This is a genomic window from Cupriavidus sp. WKF15, from assembly GCF_029278605.1.
GTDB lineage: Bacteria > Pseudomonadota > Gammaproteobacteria > Burkholderiales > Burkholderiaceae > Cupriavidus.
This window is the reverse complement of sequence record NZ_CP119572.1, coordinates 2,069,912-2,084,756: the sequence shown is the minus strand read 5'-3', so window position 1 is coordinate 2,084,756 and position 14,845 is coordinate 2,069,912. Positions and strand designations below refer to the sequence as shown.

Annotated in this window: 15 protein-coding genes; 10 read left to right on the top strand and 5 right to left on the bottom strand. The window is 65.6% G+C overall.

Annotation, left to right across the window (positions count from 1 at the left end; translation table 11 throughout):
• Positions 1–17 precede the first annotated feature (17 nt).
• Positions 18–1,130, top strand: a complete 1,113-nt coding sequence (gene aroC, locus CupriaWKF_RS09650) for a chorismate synthase (protein ID WP_276097683.1) — start codon at positions 18–20, stop codon at positions 1,128–1,130.
• A gap of 1 nt (position 1,131) precedes the next feature.
• The gene (locus CupriaWKF_RS09645) at positions 1,132–2,409 is read left to right on the top strand and encodes an MFS transporter (protein ID WP_276097682.1); all 1,278 of its coding nucleotides are present in this window, start codon (positions 1,132–1,134) and stop codon (positions 2,407–2,409) included.
• On the opposite strand, the gene CupriaWKF_RS09640 is transcribed toward CupriaWKF_RS09645, so the two are convergent.
• Positions 2,331–3,437: an NAD(P)/FAD-dependent oxidoreductase gene (locus tag CupriaWKF_RS09640; RefSeq protein WP_276097681.1), complete on the bottom strand. Its 1,107-nt coding sequence runs from the start codon at positions 3,435–3,437 to the stop codon at positions 2,331–2,333. The genes CupriaWKF_RS09645 and CupriaWKF_RS09640 overlap by 79 nt on opposite strands.
• Positions 3,438–3,489: 52 nt before the next feature.
• Positions 3,490–4,197 (bottom strand): FCD domain-containing protein, encoded by a 708-nt coding sequence (locus tag CupriaWKF_RS09635; protein ID WP_276100742.1) that lies wholly within the window; start codon positions 4,195–4,197, stop codon positions 3,490–3,492.
• 199 nt (positions 4,198–4,396) lie between these two features.
• On the opposite strand from CupriaWKF_RS09635, the gene CupriaWKF_RS09630 reads away from it, so the two are divergent.
• On the top strand, positions 4,397–5,269 hold the full coding sequence (locus tag CupriaWKF_RS09630) for a flagellar brake protein (RefSeq protein WP_276097679.1): 873 nt from the start codon (positions 4,397–4,399) through the stop codon (positions 5,267–5,269).
• A gap of 93 nt (positions 5,270–5,362) precedes the next feature.
• Here CupriaWKF_RS09630 and CupriaWKF_RS09625 read toward each other — a convergent pair whose 3' ends face one another.
• Positions 5,363–7,051: an electron transfer flavoprotein-ubiquinone oxidoreductase gene (locus CupriaWKF_RS09625; RefSeq protein WP_276097678.1), complete on the bottom strand. Its 1,689-nt coding sequence runs from the start codon at positions 7,049–7,051 to the stop codon at positions 5,363–5,365.
• Positions 7,052–7,352: 301 nt separating this feature from the next.
• On the opposite strand from CupriaWKF_RS09625, the gene CupriaWKF_RS09620 reads away from it, so the two are divergent.
• The 5 genes from CupriaWKF_RS09620 (at position 7,353) to CupriaWKF_RS09600 (ending at position 11,853) form a co-directional block, all read left to right on the top strand.
• On the top strand, positions 7,353–8,138 hold the full coding sequence (locus CupriaWKF_RS09620; RefSeq protein ID WP_276097676.1) for an SDR family oxidoreductase: 786 nt from the start codon (positions 7,353–7,355) through the stop codon (positions 8,136–8,138).
• A 268-nt stretch (positions 8,139–8,406) separates the two neighbouring features.
• A complete protein-coding gene (locus tag CupriaWKF_RS09615; RefSeq protein WP_276097675.1) occupies positions 8,407–9,009 on the top strand; it encodes a TRAP transporter small permease in 603 nt (200 codons plus the stop codon).
• Positions 9,006–10,310, top strand: coding sequence for a TRAP transporter large permease (locus tag CupriaWKF_RS09610; RefSeq protein ID WP_276097674.1), 1,305 nt, complete (start codon positions 9,006–9,008; stop codon positions 10,308–10,310). Before CupriaWKF_RS09615 ends, CupriaWKF_RS09610 begins: the two co-directional genes overlap by 4 nt.
• 60 nt (positions 10,311–10,370) lie before the next feature.
• On the top strand, positions 10,371–11,399 hold the full coding sequence (locus CupriaWKF_RS09605; protein WP_276097673.1) for a DctP family TRAP transporter solute-binding subunit: 1,029 nt from the start codon (positions 10,371–10,373) through the stop codon (positions 11,397–11,399).
• A 52-nt stretch (positions 11,400–11,451) separates the two neighbouring features.
• Positions 11,452–11,853, top strand: coding sequence for an acyl-CoA thioesterase (locus CupriaWKF_RS09600; RefSeq protein ID WP_276097672.1), 402 nt, complete (start codon positions 11,452–11,454; stop codon positions 11,851–11,853).
• A 43-nt stretch (positions 11,854–11,896) separates the two neighbouring features.
• On the opposite strand, the gene CupriaWKF_RS09595 is transcribed toward CupriaWKF_RS09600, so the two are convergent.
• Complete coding sequence (locus CupriaWKF_RS09595) at positions 11,897–12,442, bottom strand: PAS and helix-turn-helix domain-containing protein (RefSeq protein WP_211950260.1); 546 nt, start codon at positions 12,440–12,442, stop codon at positions 11,897–11,899.
• 172 nt (positions 12,443–12,614) lie between these two features.
• Here CupriaWKF_RS09595 and CupriaWKF_RS09590 point away from each other — a divergent pair, with 172 nt between their 5' ends.
• The gene (locus CupriaWKF_RS09590; protein ID WP_276097671.1) at positions 12,615–13,316 is read left to right on the top strand and encodes a CoA transferase subunit A; all 702 of its coding nucleotides are present in this window, start codon (positions 12,615–12,617) and stop codon (positions 13,314–13,316) included.
• 14 nt (positions 13,317–13,330) lie between these two features.
• A complete protein-coding gene (locus tag CupriaWKF_RS09585) occupies positions 13,331–13,969 on the top strand; it encodes a CoA transferase subunit B (protein WP_276097670.1) in 639 nt (212 codons plus the stop codon).
• A 66-nt stretch (positions 13,970–14,035) separates the two neighbouring features.
• Here CupriaWKF_RS09585 and CupriaWKF_RS09580 read toward each other — a convergent pair whose 3' ends face one another.
• The gene (locus CupriaWKF_RS09580; RefSeq protein ID WP_276097669.1) at positions 14,036–14,812 is read right to left on the bottom strand and encodes a 3-hydroxybutyrate dehydrogenase; all 777 of its coding nucleotides are present in this window, start codon (positions 14,810–14,812) and stop codon (positions 14,036–14,038) included.
• Between the last annotated feature and the right edge of the window lie 33 nt (positions 14,813–14,845).

The following is a 14,845-nucleotide window of genomic DNA, read 5'->3' as shown; positions in this document are numbered from 1 at the left end:
CCTGTGCGGTTTCCATCATGTCCGGCAATTCCCTTGGCCTGCTCTTCACTGTCACCACGTTCGGCGAATCGCACGGGCCCGCAATCGGCGCGGTGGTGGATGGCTGCCCGCCGGGCATGGCGCTGACCGAGGCCGATATCCAGGGCGACCTGGACCGCCGCAAGCCGGGCACGTCGCGGCATGTCACGCAGCGCAAGGAACCGGACCAGGTCGAGATCCTCTCGGGCGTGTTCGAAGGCAAGACCACCGGCACGCCGATCTGCCTGCTGATCCGCAACACCGACCAGCGCAGCAAGGACTACGGCAACATCGTCGAGACCTTCCGTCCGGGACATGCCGACTACACCTACTGGCAGAAGTACGGCATCCGCGACCACCGCGGCGGCGGCCGCTCGTCGGCGCGCCTGACCGCGCCGGTGGTGGCGGCGGGGGCCGTGGCCAAGAAGTGGCTGCGCGAACATTTCGGCACGGAGATCCGCGGTTATATGTCGCAGCTCGGCGAGATCGAGGTGCCGTTCAGCGACTGGTCGCATGTGCAGGAGAACCCGTTCTTCGCCGCCAATGCGGACATCGTGCCGGAACTCGAAACGTATATGGACGCGCTGCGCCGCGACGGCGATTCGGTCGGCGCGCGTATCGAGGTGGTCGCCAGCAATGTGCCGGTGGGCCTGGGCGAGCCGCTGTTCGACCGGCTCGACGCCGATATCGCGCATGCCATGATGGGCCTCAACGCGGTCAAGGGCGTAGAGATCGGTGCCGGCTTCGGCAGCGTGGCCCAGCGCGGCAGCGAGCATGGCGACGAACTGACCGCACAGGGCTTCCGCAGCAACAACGCGGGCGGCATTCTGGGCGGCATTTCCACGGGCCAGGACATCACCGTGTCGCTCGCGATCAAGCCGACTTCCAGCATCCGCACGCCGCGCGAGTCCATCGACAAGGCCGGCAATGCGGCGACCGTCGAGACCTTCGGCCGCCACGACCCGTGCGTGGGCATCCGCGCCACGCCGATCGCCGAGGCGCTGCTGGCGCTGGTGCTGGTCGATCACGCGCTGCGCCATCGTGCCCAGTGCGGTGACGTCAAGGTGGACACGCCGCGCATTCCCGCGCAGGCACCCGGCCAGCCGGGCTGAGTTGGGCGCGGCGCCCAAGACCGTCGCCGGCATTCCGGCGCGGCCTGACTACGGCCGCTTCGGTCTCTTCTACCTGGGGTACTACGGCTACGTCGGCGTGATCTCGCCGTTCGTCAGCCTGTTCTTCGCCGCGCGCGGCTTTACGCCGGTGCAGATCGGCGTGCTGATGGCCTCGTTCCAGTTCAGCCGCATCCTCGGGCCCTACGCATGGGGCTGGCTGTCGGACATGATGCACACGCGCGTGCGCATCCTGCGGCTGACGGCGGTCGGTTCACTGGTCGCTTTTCTGGCGCTGCCGGCCGTACACAGCTATGGCGGCATGATGGCGATGATGGTCGCCATCAGTTTCATCTCGAGCGCGATGTCGCCGCTTGGCGATGCGCTGACCATTTCCACGCTGCGCCGCTACGGTGCCTTCGACCACCGTTACGGCCGCATCCGCATGTTCGGCTCGGTGGGCTTCATTGCCGCAGTGCTGGCGGGCGGCGCGCTGTTCCAGCAACTCGGCATGCAGGCCTTCCCATGGGTGGCCAGCACCATGCTGGCGATCCTGATGGCGATGGTGTTCGGCATGCGCGATGCGCCCGACGAAGGCCCGCGCGTGCGTCCGCCACCCGCGTTGCCGCTGCTGCGCCGGCCCGATGTGGCCTGGTTTTTCGCGTCCGCCTTTCTGATGATGTTCGCGCACGCGGCGCTGTACGTGTTCTATTCGCTCTACCTGGAGCGGCTCGGCTATAGCAAGTTCGCGATCGGCGTGATGTGGACCATCGGCGTAGTGGCGGAGATCGTCTTCTTCTACTTTCAGGGGCGGCTGTTCGCGCGCGTGCCGCTGGGGACGATCCTGGCCGGCACGTTCCTGCTGGCCACGGTGCGGTTTGGCCTGACCGGCTACTTCCCTGAAGCCCTGTGGCTGATGGCGGCTGTGCAGGTGCTGCATGCAGCGACCTTTGCCGCGCACCACAGCGCCAGCCTCAAACGCTTGCAGCACTGGTTCGCCGGGCCGCTGCAAGGCCGTGGGCAGGCGCTGTACACGGGGATTTCCTATGGCGTCGGCGGCACGCTCGGCGGGCTGGTGATGGGCTGGACCTGGAAGGTACTGGCGCCCGCGCACACGTTTGGCCTGGCGGCGGCCGCGGCAGCTGCCGGCGCGGTGTGCGCTTTGATGAGTTTCCGCGGTGGTCCGGCCGTGCCGGCCGCGATTCAGGCCAATTCGGCAGCCACGCGTTCCGCGATGGCCAGCGACGAGGTCAGCCCCGGCGACTCGATGCCGAACAGGTGAACCAGTCCCGGCACGCCGTGCGCGGCCGGGCCGTCGATGCGGAAGTCGGCCGCGACCTCGTGCGGGCCGCTGATCTTTGGCCGGATACCGGCATAGCCCGGCTGCAGCGCACTGTCGGCAAGGCCCGGCCAATAGCGGCGGACCTCATCGTAGAAGCTGTCCGCGTCGGCGGGGTCGACGCTGTATTCGATCTCGTCGATCCAGCGCACGTTCGGACCAAAGCGCGCCTGGCCACCCATGTCCAGCGTCAGGTGGACGCCAAGTCCTGCGGCTTCGGGCACCGGATAGATCAGCCGCGAGAACGGCGCGCGGCCGGCCAGCGTGAAATAGCAGCCCTTGGCGTAGTACTGCGGTGGAATCAAGGCGTCCGGCATGCCGTCGAGACGTCGCGCCAGCTCTGGCGCGGTCAGCCCGGCAGCGTTGACGACCGTCCTCGCCAGCAGCGTGGTGCTGCCGCCATCCTCATTCCCAACCTCGAGTTCGATGCCTGCGGAAGTGATCGCACCGCGCAGCACCGGTGATTGCACCGCCAGCATCGCGCCGGCGTTCTCGGCGTCGCCGAGCAGGGCGGTCATCAGCCCGTGACTGTCGATGATGCCGGTGGAAGGTGAGAGCAGGGCGGCGTGGCACTGCAGTTGCGGTTCCAGTGCCTGCGCTTCGGCGCGCGTCAGGAAGCGCAGGTCATGCACGCCATTGGCCGCGGCCTTGGCGCGGATGCCTTCCAGCGTGGCCACCTGCGTTTCGCTCGTGGCCACGATCAGCTTGCCGCAGCGCTGGTGCGCGACATGGTGGGACGCGCAGTATTCGTACAGCATTTCCTTGCCGCGCACGCACAGTTCGGCCTTGAGCGAGCCGGCCGGGTAATAGATCCCGGCGTGGATGACCTCGCTGTTGCGCGCGCTGGTGATCGTGCCAAAGGCGTTCTCGGCCTCCAGGATGATGACTTCGCGCCCGTTCATCGCCAGCGCCCTGGCCACCGCCAGCCCCACGACGCCCGCGCCGATCACGACGCAATCCACGTTATCCATCTTCTTTCCTCAGTTCAGTTTGATGCCGTTTCCGATTGCCGCTTGGCCACGTTCAGGCCAGGGGCAGGCCCAGCCGCTGCGCGGCGGCGCTCAGGTGCTGAAGCGCTGCTTCCCGCGCGGCGGCCGGGCTGCCGCTGGCGATCGCTTCCGCCAGTGCGGCATGCTCCAGATCCGCGGCCCGCGCGGCGCCGCTTTCTGCCCGCAACCGGGCCGTGTTTTCCCAGGCGCGCTGGCGCGCGGCCAGCATCTGCTGGCTCACGAAATCGGTAAGCCCGGTGAAGCAGGGGTTGTGCGCGGCCTGGGCAATCGCGTGGTGGAAAGCGATATCGGCGGCGGCCGCGGCAGCGAAGTCCGCGGCGTGATCCTGCATGGCGGCAAGGGCCGCGCGAATCTGCCGCAGGTCGGCGTCGGTACGGCGCGCCGCCGCCATTTCGGCACAGGCGGTTTCCACCACCATGCGCAGTTCGAACAACTGGGGCAGGCTGGGGCCGCCGTCCGGGGCGCTCGCGACACGCCACGCCTGCCCGCCCGGCGTGTCCGAGACGTAGGCGCCGGCGCCTTTGCGCGTCACCAGGATCCCGTCCGCCTTCAGCAGGGCGATGGCCTCGCGCACGATCGGGCGGCTGACGCCAAACGTGGTGGCGAGCGCGGACTCGGCAGGCAGCCGCGCACCGGCGGAGAACCGGCCCGCGGCAATCTCTTCGCGCAGCGACTGGGCGATGCGGTTGGCCAGCGAGGCCGGGCGTTGAAGGATGTCCACCATGATAGATGTCAGGCTGTCAGACAGATTATGGCGAATATTGCCGATCACCGGTGCCGCCGTCAAGGGGTGGGCCATCTGAAAAATCGGCTCAATCTTTCCGGATATCGGTCGATATGAATCGGGTGACGAACGCTGCTCAATGGGCGGGCGTCAGATCCCTGGCCAGTCCCTGGCCACATTGCATGCCGGAACAATCATGATCGATCTCTCTCCCAACGATCTTCCCGTGGGGGCGCCGTTGCCCTGGTCGCTGCTGGATGGCGAAGGCAATCTCGTGCTGGGCAGCGGCAACGTCATCCCCGATGTCCGGGACCTGGCACTGGTGTTCCGCCATGGCCTGCTGTGCCGCCAGGAGGCCGATTCGGGCGAGCATCCCCCGGCCGATCTGCCGCCGCCGGGGCCGCTGGGCCTGCAGGTCGGGACGCTGCTGCACGTCAAGCAGCCGGGGGACAGCGGCCGCGCTGCGGCCAGCCGCCTGATCGGCTTCGTCGACCAGGGCCTGTTTGTGACGTGGCCGCAGCTGGGTGGCCGTGACTTGGTGGTGCAGGCCGGCGACACGCTGCTGCTGCGCGGCTTCTCGGGGCGTGTCATCCATAGCTTTACGTCGACCGTCACGGCGGTGTGCCGCAGTCCGTTCCGCTACCTGGTGCTGTCGGCACCGGCGCAGCTCGACCAGATGCCGGTGCGCAAGGCTGCGCGCGTGCCAACCCGGCTCGCCGCCTACATGACGCAGTCGCAGGACGGCGATCACGACACGTTTTCCGTGGATCTCGCGAACGGCGCCGCGCGCCTGGTGATGGTGTCGGATCTCAGTACGGGCGGGGCGCTGGTACAGGCATCCGGGCCGGCACCCGCCGTCGGCAGCCGGGTTCAGCTGCGCTTTCGCTTGCGCACCGCGTCGATCGACAGCGAAATCCTTGCGGATGCCCTGGTCGTGGCCGAAGGTCATGGGGATGCCGACTACCCGGCGTTCGGCATTGCCTTCGACGTCCTCGGCGAGCGCGAGATGACGCTGCTGCAGTGCTTCATCTACGAGCAACTGCTGCTTGGCAGCGGCCTGTCGGTCTAGGGCGGCGCTGTTTTTCCACTTCAAACCAAACAAAAGAGGCACCCGAAGGTGCCTCTTTTGCATGGCGGCCCGGCGCATGGCCGGGCAGGTCTCTTACATGTTCACGTAGTTCGGACCGCCGCCGCCTTCCGGCGTGACCCACACGATATTCTGCGTCGGGTCCTTGATGTCGCAGGTCTTGCAGTGCACGCAGTTCTGCGCATTGATCTGCAGGCGTTCCTTGCCCGAGGTCTCGTCCTGCACGAACTCGTACACGCCGGCCGGGCAGTAGCGGCTTTCGGGGCCGGCGAACTTTTCCCAGTTGACGTTGACCGGCACGCTGGCGTCCTTCAGCGTCAGGTGGGCCGGCTGGTTCTCTTCGTGGTTGGTGTTGCTGATGAACACCGAGCTCAGGCGGTCGAAGGTCAGCTTGCCATCCGGCTTCGGGTAGACGATCTTCTCGCACTCGGCCGCCGGCTTCAGGTAGACGTGGTCGGGCTTGGTGCGGTGGATGGTCCAGGGCGGGTTGCGGATGCCGAGCTTCGGCAGCAGCCACTGCTCGATGCCGGTCATCAGCGTGGCCGTGGTGCGGCCCTTCTTGAACCACTGCTTGAAGTTCTTGGCCTGCAGCAATTCCTTGTACAGCCAGCTCTGTTCGAAGGCAGCCGGGTAGGCGCTCAGCTCGTCGCCCTGGCGGCCGGCCTGCAGCGCGTCATAGGCGGCTTCGGCGGCCAGCATGCCGGTCTTGATGGCGGCGTGGCTGCCCTTGATGCGCGAGGCGTTCAGGTAGCCGGCGTCGCAGCCGACCAGCGCGCCGCCCGGGAACACGGTCTTGGGCAGCGACAGCAGGCCGCCGGCGGTGATGGCGCGCGCGCCGTAGCTGAGGCGCTTGCCGCCTTCGAAGTACTTGCGGATCTCCGGATGCGTCTTGAAGCGCTGGAATTCCTCGAACGGGGACAGCCACGGATTGGTGTAGTCCAGGCCGACGACGAAGCCGACCGCGACCTTGTTGTCTTCCATGTGGTACAGGAAGGAGCCGCCGTAGGTCGCCGGATCCAGCGGCCAGCCGGCCGTGTGGACCACCAGGCCGGGCTGGTGCTTGGCCGGGTCGATCTCCCACAGTTCCTTGATGCCGATGCCGTAGCTCTGCGGATCCTTGCCGGTGTCGAGCTTGTACTTCGCGATCAGCTGCTTGCCGAGGTGGCCGCGCGCGCCTTCGGCGAAGATGGTGTACTTGGCATGCAGTTCCATGCCGAGCTGGAAGTTATCGGTGGGCTCGCCGTCCTTGCCGATGCCCATATTGCCGGTCGCCACGCCCTTGACCGAGCCGTCTTCGTTGTAGAGCACTTCGGCGGCCGGGAAGCCGGGGAAGATTTCCACGCCGAGCGCTTCGGCCTGCTGGCCGAGCCAGCGCGTGACGTTGGACAGGCTGACAATGTAGTTGCCGTGGTTGTGGAAGCATTCCGGCAACAGCGCGTTCGGGGTGCCCTTGGAGCCCGATTCGTTGAGGAACAGGAACTTGTCCTCGGTGACAGGCTGGTTCAGCGGCGCGCCCAGTTCCTTCCAGTCCGGGAACAGTTCATTGAGCGCGCGCGGGTCCATGATGGCGCCCGACAGGATGTGCGCGCCAGGCTCGGAGCCCTTCTCGAGCACGCACACGTTGACGTCGTTGCCTTTCTCCTGCGCAAGTTGCTTCAGGCGGATGGCCGTGGCCAGGCCGGCGGGGCCGCCGCCGACGATGACCACATCGTATTCCATGGCCTCGCGTGGCCCGAACTGCTCCAGGAGTTGCTGCTGATCCATTGTCTCTAACCCTCTGTTTCTTGGCGCCTTGCCTGCAATTGTGGAAACTGCCTTGTCTGTTCGTATGGAACCGGCTGCTTGCAAAGGACGCCAGGACACGCAGTTCCGCGCGTTTTCCCTCTTTCCCTTTACGGGCCAAGTTCTTAGAATCTCCGGCATTGTCCGGGACTCGTCACCCTCAGGCAAGGATTTTTTTGGAACGGTCGTTCTTTTTTTTGGTATTCTGCCTTCCAGTCCTCATTAGGCAGGGTACGCCACACGGTCACCACGGTCTACGGTCAGGCCAGCACGCGGGGTAGATATGGGTTTGTCGATCAATCTGGAAGGCAAGGTCGCGCTCGTGACCGGTGCCTCGAGCGGGCTGGGCTCGCGTTTTGCAACCGTTCTTGCCGCCGCCGGCGCCAAGGTGGTGCTGGCTTCGCGCCGCACGGAACGCCTGAAGGAGCTGCGCGCATCGATCGAGGCCGATGGCGGCAGCGCCCATGTGGTGCGCCTGGACGTGACCGATCCGGCCAGCATCCGGGCGGCCGTGGCACATGCGGAAACCGAAGCGGGCGCCATCGATATCCTCGTCAATAATTCCGGTGTCTCCACGACGCAGAAGCTGACGGATGTCACCGCCGAAGACTTCGATTTCGTCTTCAACACCAACACCCGCGGCGCTTTCTTCGTCGCTCAGGAAGTGGCCAAGCGCATGATGGCGCGTGCCAAGGGTGCCGAGAAGAACGGCAACCCGCTGCCGCAGGCGCGCATCATCAATGTCGCCTCGGTGGCGGGCCTGAAGGTGTTGTCGCAGATCGGCATCTACTGCATGAGCAAGGCGGCGGTGGTGCATATGACCAAGGCCATGGCGCTCGAATGGGCGCGCCATGGCATCAATGTCAACGCGATCTGCCCCGGCTATATCGATACCGACATCAACCACCACCACTGGGACACCGATGCCGGCCAGAAACTGATCCAGATGCTGCCGCGCAAGCGCCTGGGCAAGCCCGAAGATCTCGACGGCCTGCTGTTGCTGCTGTCTTCGGACCAGTCGCAGTTCATCAACGGCGCCGTGATCACCGCCGACGACGGCATGGTCTGAGCGCGCCCAGGCGCCGCACTGCCGCTGCACTGCGGCTGCGCTGCCCTCGGCCAAAAGCCGAAGGGCAGTGAAAGGGTTTCGATTATCCAGGGCTTATCCGGTCCCCCTGGGCGATATTCGAGCGCGGCTTCCATACCCGTGGCAATAAAACCCGACAAAGCGCGGGCCAGTCTTGGCATAATCCGCCATGTTTTCTGATTAAGTCTTTACATACAAATAAGCTGCGGTGGCCGTCTGGCCCGAGCAGCCCGGACCGGAGGCCGGGGAGATGGAGCAACAAGAGCAGGCACGGCGCGACGCCGTGCCGCAACACGTCGTCGATTCCGCGGTCATCCCGCAGGCGGCAGACGAGGCGCAGGACGCCGAATTCCGGGTTTCGCCCCGCGTCGAGGACTGGATCGGCGTGATCGTGATGGTGCTGCTGGTCTGCATCACCTTCGCCAACGTGGTGGTCCGCTACTTCACCGACGAGTCCTTTGCCTGGACCGAGGAATTTTCGGTTTTCCTGATGATCGTGCTGGCGCTCGTCGCCGGCAGCGCGGCCGTGGCGCGCGACCGCAATATCCGCATCGAATTCTTCTTCGAGCGCGGCAGCCAGGCGCGGCAGAAGCGGCTGGCCATCCTGTCGGCGCTGGCCGTCGCCGTGATGTTCATCGCGCTGGCCATATTGGGCGCCCGCATTACGTGGGATGAGTACACCTTCGGCGAAACCTCGCCGGGCATCGGCGTGCCGAGTTGGTGGTATTCGGTCTGGCTGCCCGTGCTGTCGGCGGGGATCGCGCTGCGCGCGTTCGGGCTGATGGCGCGCAATGTGCGCGCGCTCAAGGCGCTGCATGCCGCCCGCAACGAACAGGTGGGGCAAGTGCAATGACGCTGATCGCCATCATCCTGTTCGTGGTCTTTATCGGCCTGATGCTGCTGGGCGTGCCCATCGGCGTGTCGCTGGGGCTGGGCGGCCTGGTTGCCATCGGCCTGTCCAATCTCGATACCCAGATGTTCGGCCTGCTGGCCGTGCCGCAGAACTTCTACGCGGGCCTGGCCAAGTATCCGCTGCTGGCCATCCCCATGTTCGTGCTGGTCGGCTCGATTTTCGATCGCTCCGGCGTGGCGCAGCGGCTGGTGACGTTCGCCATCGCCATCGTCGGCCGCGGTCCGGGCATGCTGCCGCTGGTGGCGATCCTGGTGGCGATGTTTCTGGGTGGCATTTCGGGCTCTGGTCCCGCCAACGCGGCGGCGGTCGGCGGCGTGATGATCGCGGCGATGTCGCGGGCCGGCTATCCGGGCTCATACAGCGCGGCGGTGGTTGGCGCGGCCGCGGCGACCGATATCCTGATCCCGCCCTCGGTGGCCTTCATCATCTACAGCGTGCTGGTGCCGGGCGCCTCGGTGCCGGCGCTGTTCGCGGCCGGCATGGTCCCTGGCGTGCTGGCCGGCGTGGCGCTGATCGTGCCGGCGGTGTGGCTCGCACGCAAGCACAATATGGGCGCGATCGAAGCCGCGCTGCCGCGCCCGCCGTTCTGGAAGAGCCTGCGCGAGGCGGCCTGGGGCCTGGTGGCGCCGTTCCTGATCCTGGGCGGCATGCGCGCCGGCTGGTTCACGCCGACCGAGGCCGCGGTGGTGGCGGTGGTCTACGGCCTGTTCGTGGGCATGGTGATCTACCGCAGCATCGGCATGAAGGACCTGTTCGTGATCTTCCAGGAGGCGGCCGAGACCTCGGCTGTGATCCTGCTGGTGGTCGCGCTGGCGGGCATCTTCGCTTATGCGCTCTCCACACTGGGGGTGATCGATCCGCTCGCGAACGCCATCGCCAACTCCGGGCTGGGCGAATATGGCGTGCTGGCGCTGATCGTGCTGCTGCTGATGACGGTGGGCATGTTCCTCGATGGCATCTCGATCTTCCTGATCTTCGTGCCGCTGCTGCTGCCGATCGCCAACGCCTTCCACTGGAACCCGGTATGGTTCGGCGTGGTGCTGACGCTGAAGGTGGCGTTGGGCCAGTTCACGCCGCCACTGGCCGTGAACCTGATGGTGTCGTGCCGGATTGCCCGTGTGCGCATGGAAGAGACCGTGCCCTGGGTGATCTGGATGCTGCTGGCGATGTTCATCGCCATGCTGATGGTGCTGGCCTACCCGCCGCTGGCCACCTGGCTGCCGGACTACCTGGGCTACTGATTTTTGCTACGACAAACCTGCGACAAACAACAAGCAACGATTCCCAAGAGGAGAGACCTGATGAAACGCCGTGCCCTGATGCTGTCGATCGCTGCCACGATCGCTGCCTCCGCCTTTGCGCCCGCTGCCACCATGGCCCAGACCTACAAGCCGGAGTACAAGATGTCGCTGGTGCTCGGCCCGGCCTTCCCATGGGGCAAGGGCGGCGAGATCTGGGCTGACCTGGTCAAGCAGCGCACCAACGGCCGCATCAACATCAAGCTGTACCCTGGTACCTCGCTGGTGGCCGGCGACCAGACGCGCGAGTTCTCGGCGATCCGCCAGGGCGTGATCGACATGGCCGTGGGCTCGACCATCAACTGGTCGCCGCAGGTCAAGGAACTGAACCTGTTCTCGCTGCCGTTCCTGATGCCCGACTACAAGGCGCTCGATGCCCTGACCCAGGGCGAAGTCGGCAAGCAGATCTTCACGACGCTGGAAAAGGCCGGCGTGGTGCCGCTGGCCTGGGGCGAGAACGGTTTCCGCGAGGTCTCCAATTCCAAGAAGGAAATCCGCAAGCCGGACGACCTCAAGGGCATGAAGCTGCGCGTGGTAGGTTCGCCGCTGTACATCGAGACCTTCAACGCGCTGGGCGCCAACCCGACCCAGATGAGCTGGGCCGATGCGCAGCCGGCCATGGCCTCGGGCGCCGTGGATGGCCAGGAAAACCCGCAGTCGGTGTTCGCGGCGGCCAAGCTGTACACGGTGGGCCAGAAGTTCGTGACCACCTGGGGCTATGTGGCCGACCCGCTGATCTTCGTGGTCAACAAGCAGATCTGGGAAAGCTGGACGCCGGCTGACCGCGAGATCGTCAGGCAAGCCGCCATCGACGCCGGCAAGCAGGAAATCGCGCTGGCCCGCAAGGGCCTGGCCGAGCCGGGCGCGCCGGCGTGGAAGGACATGGAAGGTCATGGCGTCAAGGTCACGCACCTGACCCCGGCCGAGCACGATGCCTTCCGCAAGGCGACCGCCAAGGTCTACGACAAGTGGAAGAAGCAGATTGGCGCGGACCTGGTGACCAAGGCGGAAGCCTCGATCGCCAAGCGCTAAATCAACGGACAGGCCCGCCGGCAACGGCGGGCCTGTTGCTTTGGAGACCGTGATGAAGCACGTCTATACGGCGGTCATGCCGATCCGCTGGGGCGACATGGACGCGATGGGCCATGTCAACAACACCGTGTATTTCCAGTACATGGAGCAGGCGCGCATCGAGTGGTTTGCATCGCTCGGTCGCGGCGGCAAGGATGCGACCGGGCAGGGGCCGGTCATCATCAATGCCCACATGACGTTCCTGAAGCAGTTGCGCTATCCGGGCACGATCGAATGCCGCGTTTATGCGGGGCAGCTTGGGCGCACGAGCTTCGAGACGCGCATGGAGATCGTGCGTACCGACATGCCCGATGTCATATGGGCCGAAGGTGGCGCCAAGGTGGTGTGGTGCGACTATGCGGCGGAGAAGTCAGTGCCGGTGCCTGCGGAGATCCGGGCGATCATCGAAGCATGATGTGCTGAAGTTTGCCGGGGAGAAACCCTCCCCGAATCCGGTCTCAGTGGTTCACCAACCGCTGCACCAGATCGACCGACGTACTGGCCCCATATTTCTTCATCAGCCGCGCCCGATAAATATCGACCGTACGCGGGCTGATTGCCAGCAGCTTGCCTATTTGCTTGCTGGTCTTGCCTTCCACGAGTTGCGCTGCAATGTCGCGCTCGCGCGCGGTCAGCTCGGCCGTGACCTGGCGCTTCTGCGACAGGTCCTCGAACGTCCAGATGCCGGCGCCGAGCGGCTGCGAGCGGTCCAGCGAGCGGCCGGTGACGTGGCACCAGAACAGCTCGCCGCCTGCGCGCTTCATGATCCGTTCGTCCGAATACATGCCGCGCTTGTTCATGATCGGCACGATGCGCGCGCCGGTGCGCTCGAATTCGTCGGCCGTAGGGTAGAGCACCTGGAATGATTCGCCGATCAGCGCCTGCCGCGTGGTGCCGAAGATGCGGCAGACTTCGTCGTTGCAGTCCTCGATCATGCGCTCGCGGGACAGCACCAGGCCCACGGGGGCGAGCTGGAAAGCGGTCTGGTAATCGATGGCGGGCATCTACTTATGTATTTTTACGTAATGGCGTAGGTGGCGCGGCTTGCGTATCCTTTCGGTCGGACGAGAACGCGGCGCCCGCCGCCGATTGTACCGTTACAATTTCCTTGCGTCGTCCGCCGCACAACCCGGCGGCGGGTCAGGCGACAGGGGACTACCGAGGAAGGAGCGAAGCATGAACAAGGTCTACGCCAGCGCCGCGGAGGCGCTTGCAGGCGTCGTCCGCGACGGCCAGACGATCGCCGTGGGCGGTTTCGGCCTGTGCGGCATTCCCGAGGCACTGATCGCCGCGCTGCGCGACACCGGTGTCAAACAACTGACCTGCATCTCCAACAACGCCGGCGTGGACGGCTTCGGCCTGGGCCAGCTGCTGGCCACGCGCCAGATCAAGAAGATGATTTCGTCCTACGTGGGCGAGAACAAGGAGTTCGAGCGCCAGTACCTGGCCGGCGAACTCGAGCTCGAATTCACGCCGCAGGGCACGCTGGCCGAGAAGCTGCGCGCCGGCGGCTCGGGCATCCCGGCCTTCTTCACCAAGACCGGCGTGGGCACGGTCGTGGCCGAAGGCAAGGAAATCCGCGAATTCGACGGCGAAAAGTACGTGATGGAGCGTTCGCTGACCGCCGACGTGGCGCTGGTCAAGGCATACAAGGCCGACAAGGCCGGCAACCTGGTGTTCCGCCGCACCGCGCGCAACTTCAACCCGATGTGCGCCATGGCTGGCAAATTCACCATTGCCGAGGTCGAGCACATCGTCGAAACCGGCGAACTGGACCCGGACGAGATCCACCTGGCTGGTATCTTCGTCAAGCGCCTGGTGCTGAACACCACCCCCGAGAAACGCATCGAGCAGCGCACCGTGCGTGCCGCCAAGTAAGAGGGAGAGACATCATGGCATGGACACGTGACGAAATGGCCGCTCGCGCGGCGAGCGAGCTGCAGGACGGTTTCTACGTCAACCTGGGTATCGGCCTGCCGACCCTGGTGGCCAACTGGGTCCCGGAAGGCATGGAGGTGTGGCTGCAGTCGGAAAATGGCCTGCTTGGCATCGGCCCGTTCCCGACCGAGGACGAAGTCGACGCCGACATGATCAACGCCGGCAAGCAGACCGTGACGACGCTGCCGGGCTCGTCGATCTTCTCGTCGGCCGATTCCTTCGCGATGATCCGCGGCGGCCATATCAACCTGGCCATCCTGGGCGCGATGCAGGTCAGCGAGAAGGGCGACCTGGCCAACTGGATGATCCCGGGCAAGATGGTCAAGGGCATGGGCGGCGCGATGGACCTGGTCGCCGGCGTCGGCCGCGTGGTGGTGCTGATGGAACACACCGCCAAGAAGAAGGACGGCACCGAGGACATCAAGATCCTGAAGGAATGCAACCTGCCGCTGACCGGCGTGGGCGTGGTCAACCGCATCATCACCGACCTGGGCGTCATCGATGTGACGGCCGACGGCCTGAAGCTGGTGGAAACCGCCCCGGGCGTGAGCCGCGAGGAAATCCAGAGCAAGACCGGCGCGCCGCTGCTGTAAGCGCCTCAGCCGGATGCAAAAAGCCCCGCTTCGCAGCGGGGCTTTTTGCGTTGCGCGGTGTCAGGCTTACTGCGCGACCCAGCCGCCGTCCATGTTCCAGATTGCGCCGCGCACCTGGCGTGCCGCCTCCGAAGACAGGAACACCGCCAGCGCGCCGAGTTCCTCGGGCGTGACGAACTGGCCCGACGGCTGCTTCTCGATCACCAGCTCGCGCTTGGCCTGCTCGACCGGGATGCCTTCCTTCTGCGCGCGCGCATCGACCTGCTTCTGTACCAGCGGCGTCAGCACCCAGCCCGGGCAGATGGCATTGGCCGTGACACCGGTCTGCGCGGTTTCCAACGCGGTGACCTTGGTCAGGCCGACGATGCCGTGCTTGGCCGCCACATAGGCGGATTTCTGCGCCGACGCCACCAGCCCGTGGGTCGAAGCGACATTGATGATGCGGCCCCAGTTCTTCTGCTTCATGCCGGGCAATGCCAGGCGCGTGGTGTGAAAGGCCGAGGTCAGGTTGATGGCGATGATCGCGTCCCAGCGGTCGGTCGGGAAGTCCTCGATATTCGCCACGAACTGGATCCCCGCGTTATTGACGAGGATATCGGCGCCGCCGAACTCGGTCTCGGCATAGCGCATCATGTCCTCGATCTCGGACGACTTGCTCATGTCCGCGCCGTGGTAGCCCACCTTGATGCCGGCGCCGGCCTGCGCGATCTCGCGCTTTGCGTCCTCCACGTCACCAAAGCCGTTGGCGATAATGTTGGCGCCTTGTGCCGCTAGTGCCTGCGCGATGCCGAGTCCGATGCCGCTGGTCGAGCCAGTTACCAGTGCCGTCTTGCCTTTGAGCATGTAAGCCTCCGTCGAGATCGAGAGAATGGGTGG

Bases quoted from the DNA above. Each gene is read 5' to 3' on its own strand.
- aroC (WP_276097683.1), top strand. From the start codon at position 18: ATGTCCGGCAATTCCCTTGGCCTGCTCTTCACTGTCACCACGTTCGGC.
- CupriaWKF_RS09640 (WP_276097681.1), bottom strand. From the start codon at position 3,437: ATGGATAACGTGGATTGCGTCGTGATCGGCGCGGGCGTCGTGGGGCTG.
- CupriaWKF_RS09630 (WP_276097679.1), top strand. From the start codon at position 4,397: ATGATCGATCTCTCTCCCAACGATCTTCCCGTGGGGGCGCCGTTGCCC.
- CupriaWKF_RS09625 (WP_276097678.1), bottom strand. From the start codon at position 7,051: ATGGATCAGCAGCAACTCCTGGAGCAGTTCGGGCCACGCGAGGCCATG.
- CupriaWKF_RS09620 (WP_276097676.1), top strand. From the start codon at position 7,353: ATGGGTTTGTCGATCAATCTGGAAGGCAAGGTCGCGCTCGTGACCGGT.
- CupriaWKF_RS09615 (WP_276097675.1), top strand. From the start codon at position 8,407: ATGGAGCAACAAGAGCAGGCACGGCGCGACGCCGTGCCGCAACACGTC.
- CupriaWKF_RS09610 (WP_276097674.1), top strand. From the start codon at position 9,006: ATGACGCTGATCGCCATCATCCTGTTCGTGGTCTTTATCGGCCTGATG.
- CupriaWKF_RS09605 (WP_276097673.1), top strand. From the start codon at position 10,371: ATGAAACGCCGTGCCCTGATGCTGTCGATCGCTGCCACGATCGCTGCC.
- CupriaWKF_RS09600 (WP_276097672.1), top strand. From the start codon at position 11,452: ATGAAGCACGTCTATACGGCGGTCATGCCGATCCGCTGGGGCGACATG.
- CupriaWKF_RS09595 (WP_211950260.1), bottom strand. From the start codon at position 12,442: ATGCCCGCCATCGATTACCAGACCGCTTTCCAGCTCGCCCCCGTGGGC.
- CupriaWKF_RS09590 (WP_276097671.1), top strand. From the start codon at position 12,615: ATGAACAAGGTCTACGCCAGCGCCGCGGAGGCGCTTGCAGGCGTCGTC.
- CupriaWKF_RS09585 (WP_276097670.1), top strand. From the start codon at position 13,331: ATGGCATGGACACGTGACGAAATGGCCGCTCGCGCGGCGAGCGAGCTG.
- CupriaWKF_RS09580 (WP_276097669.1), bottom strand. From the start codon at position 14,812: ATGCTCAAAGGCAAGACGGCACTGGTAACTGGCTCGACCAGCGGCATC.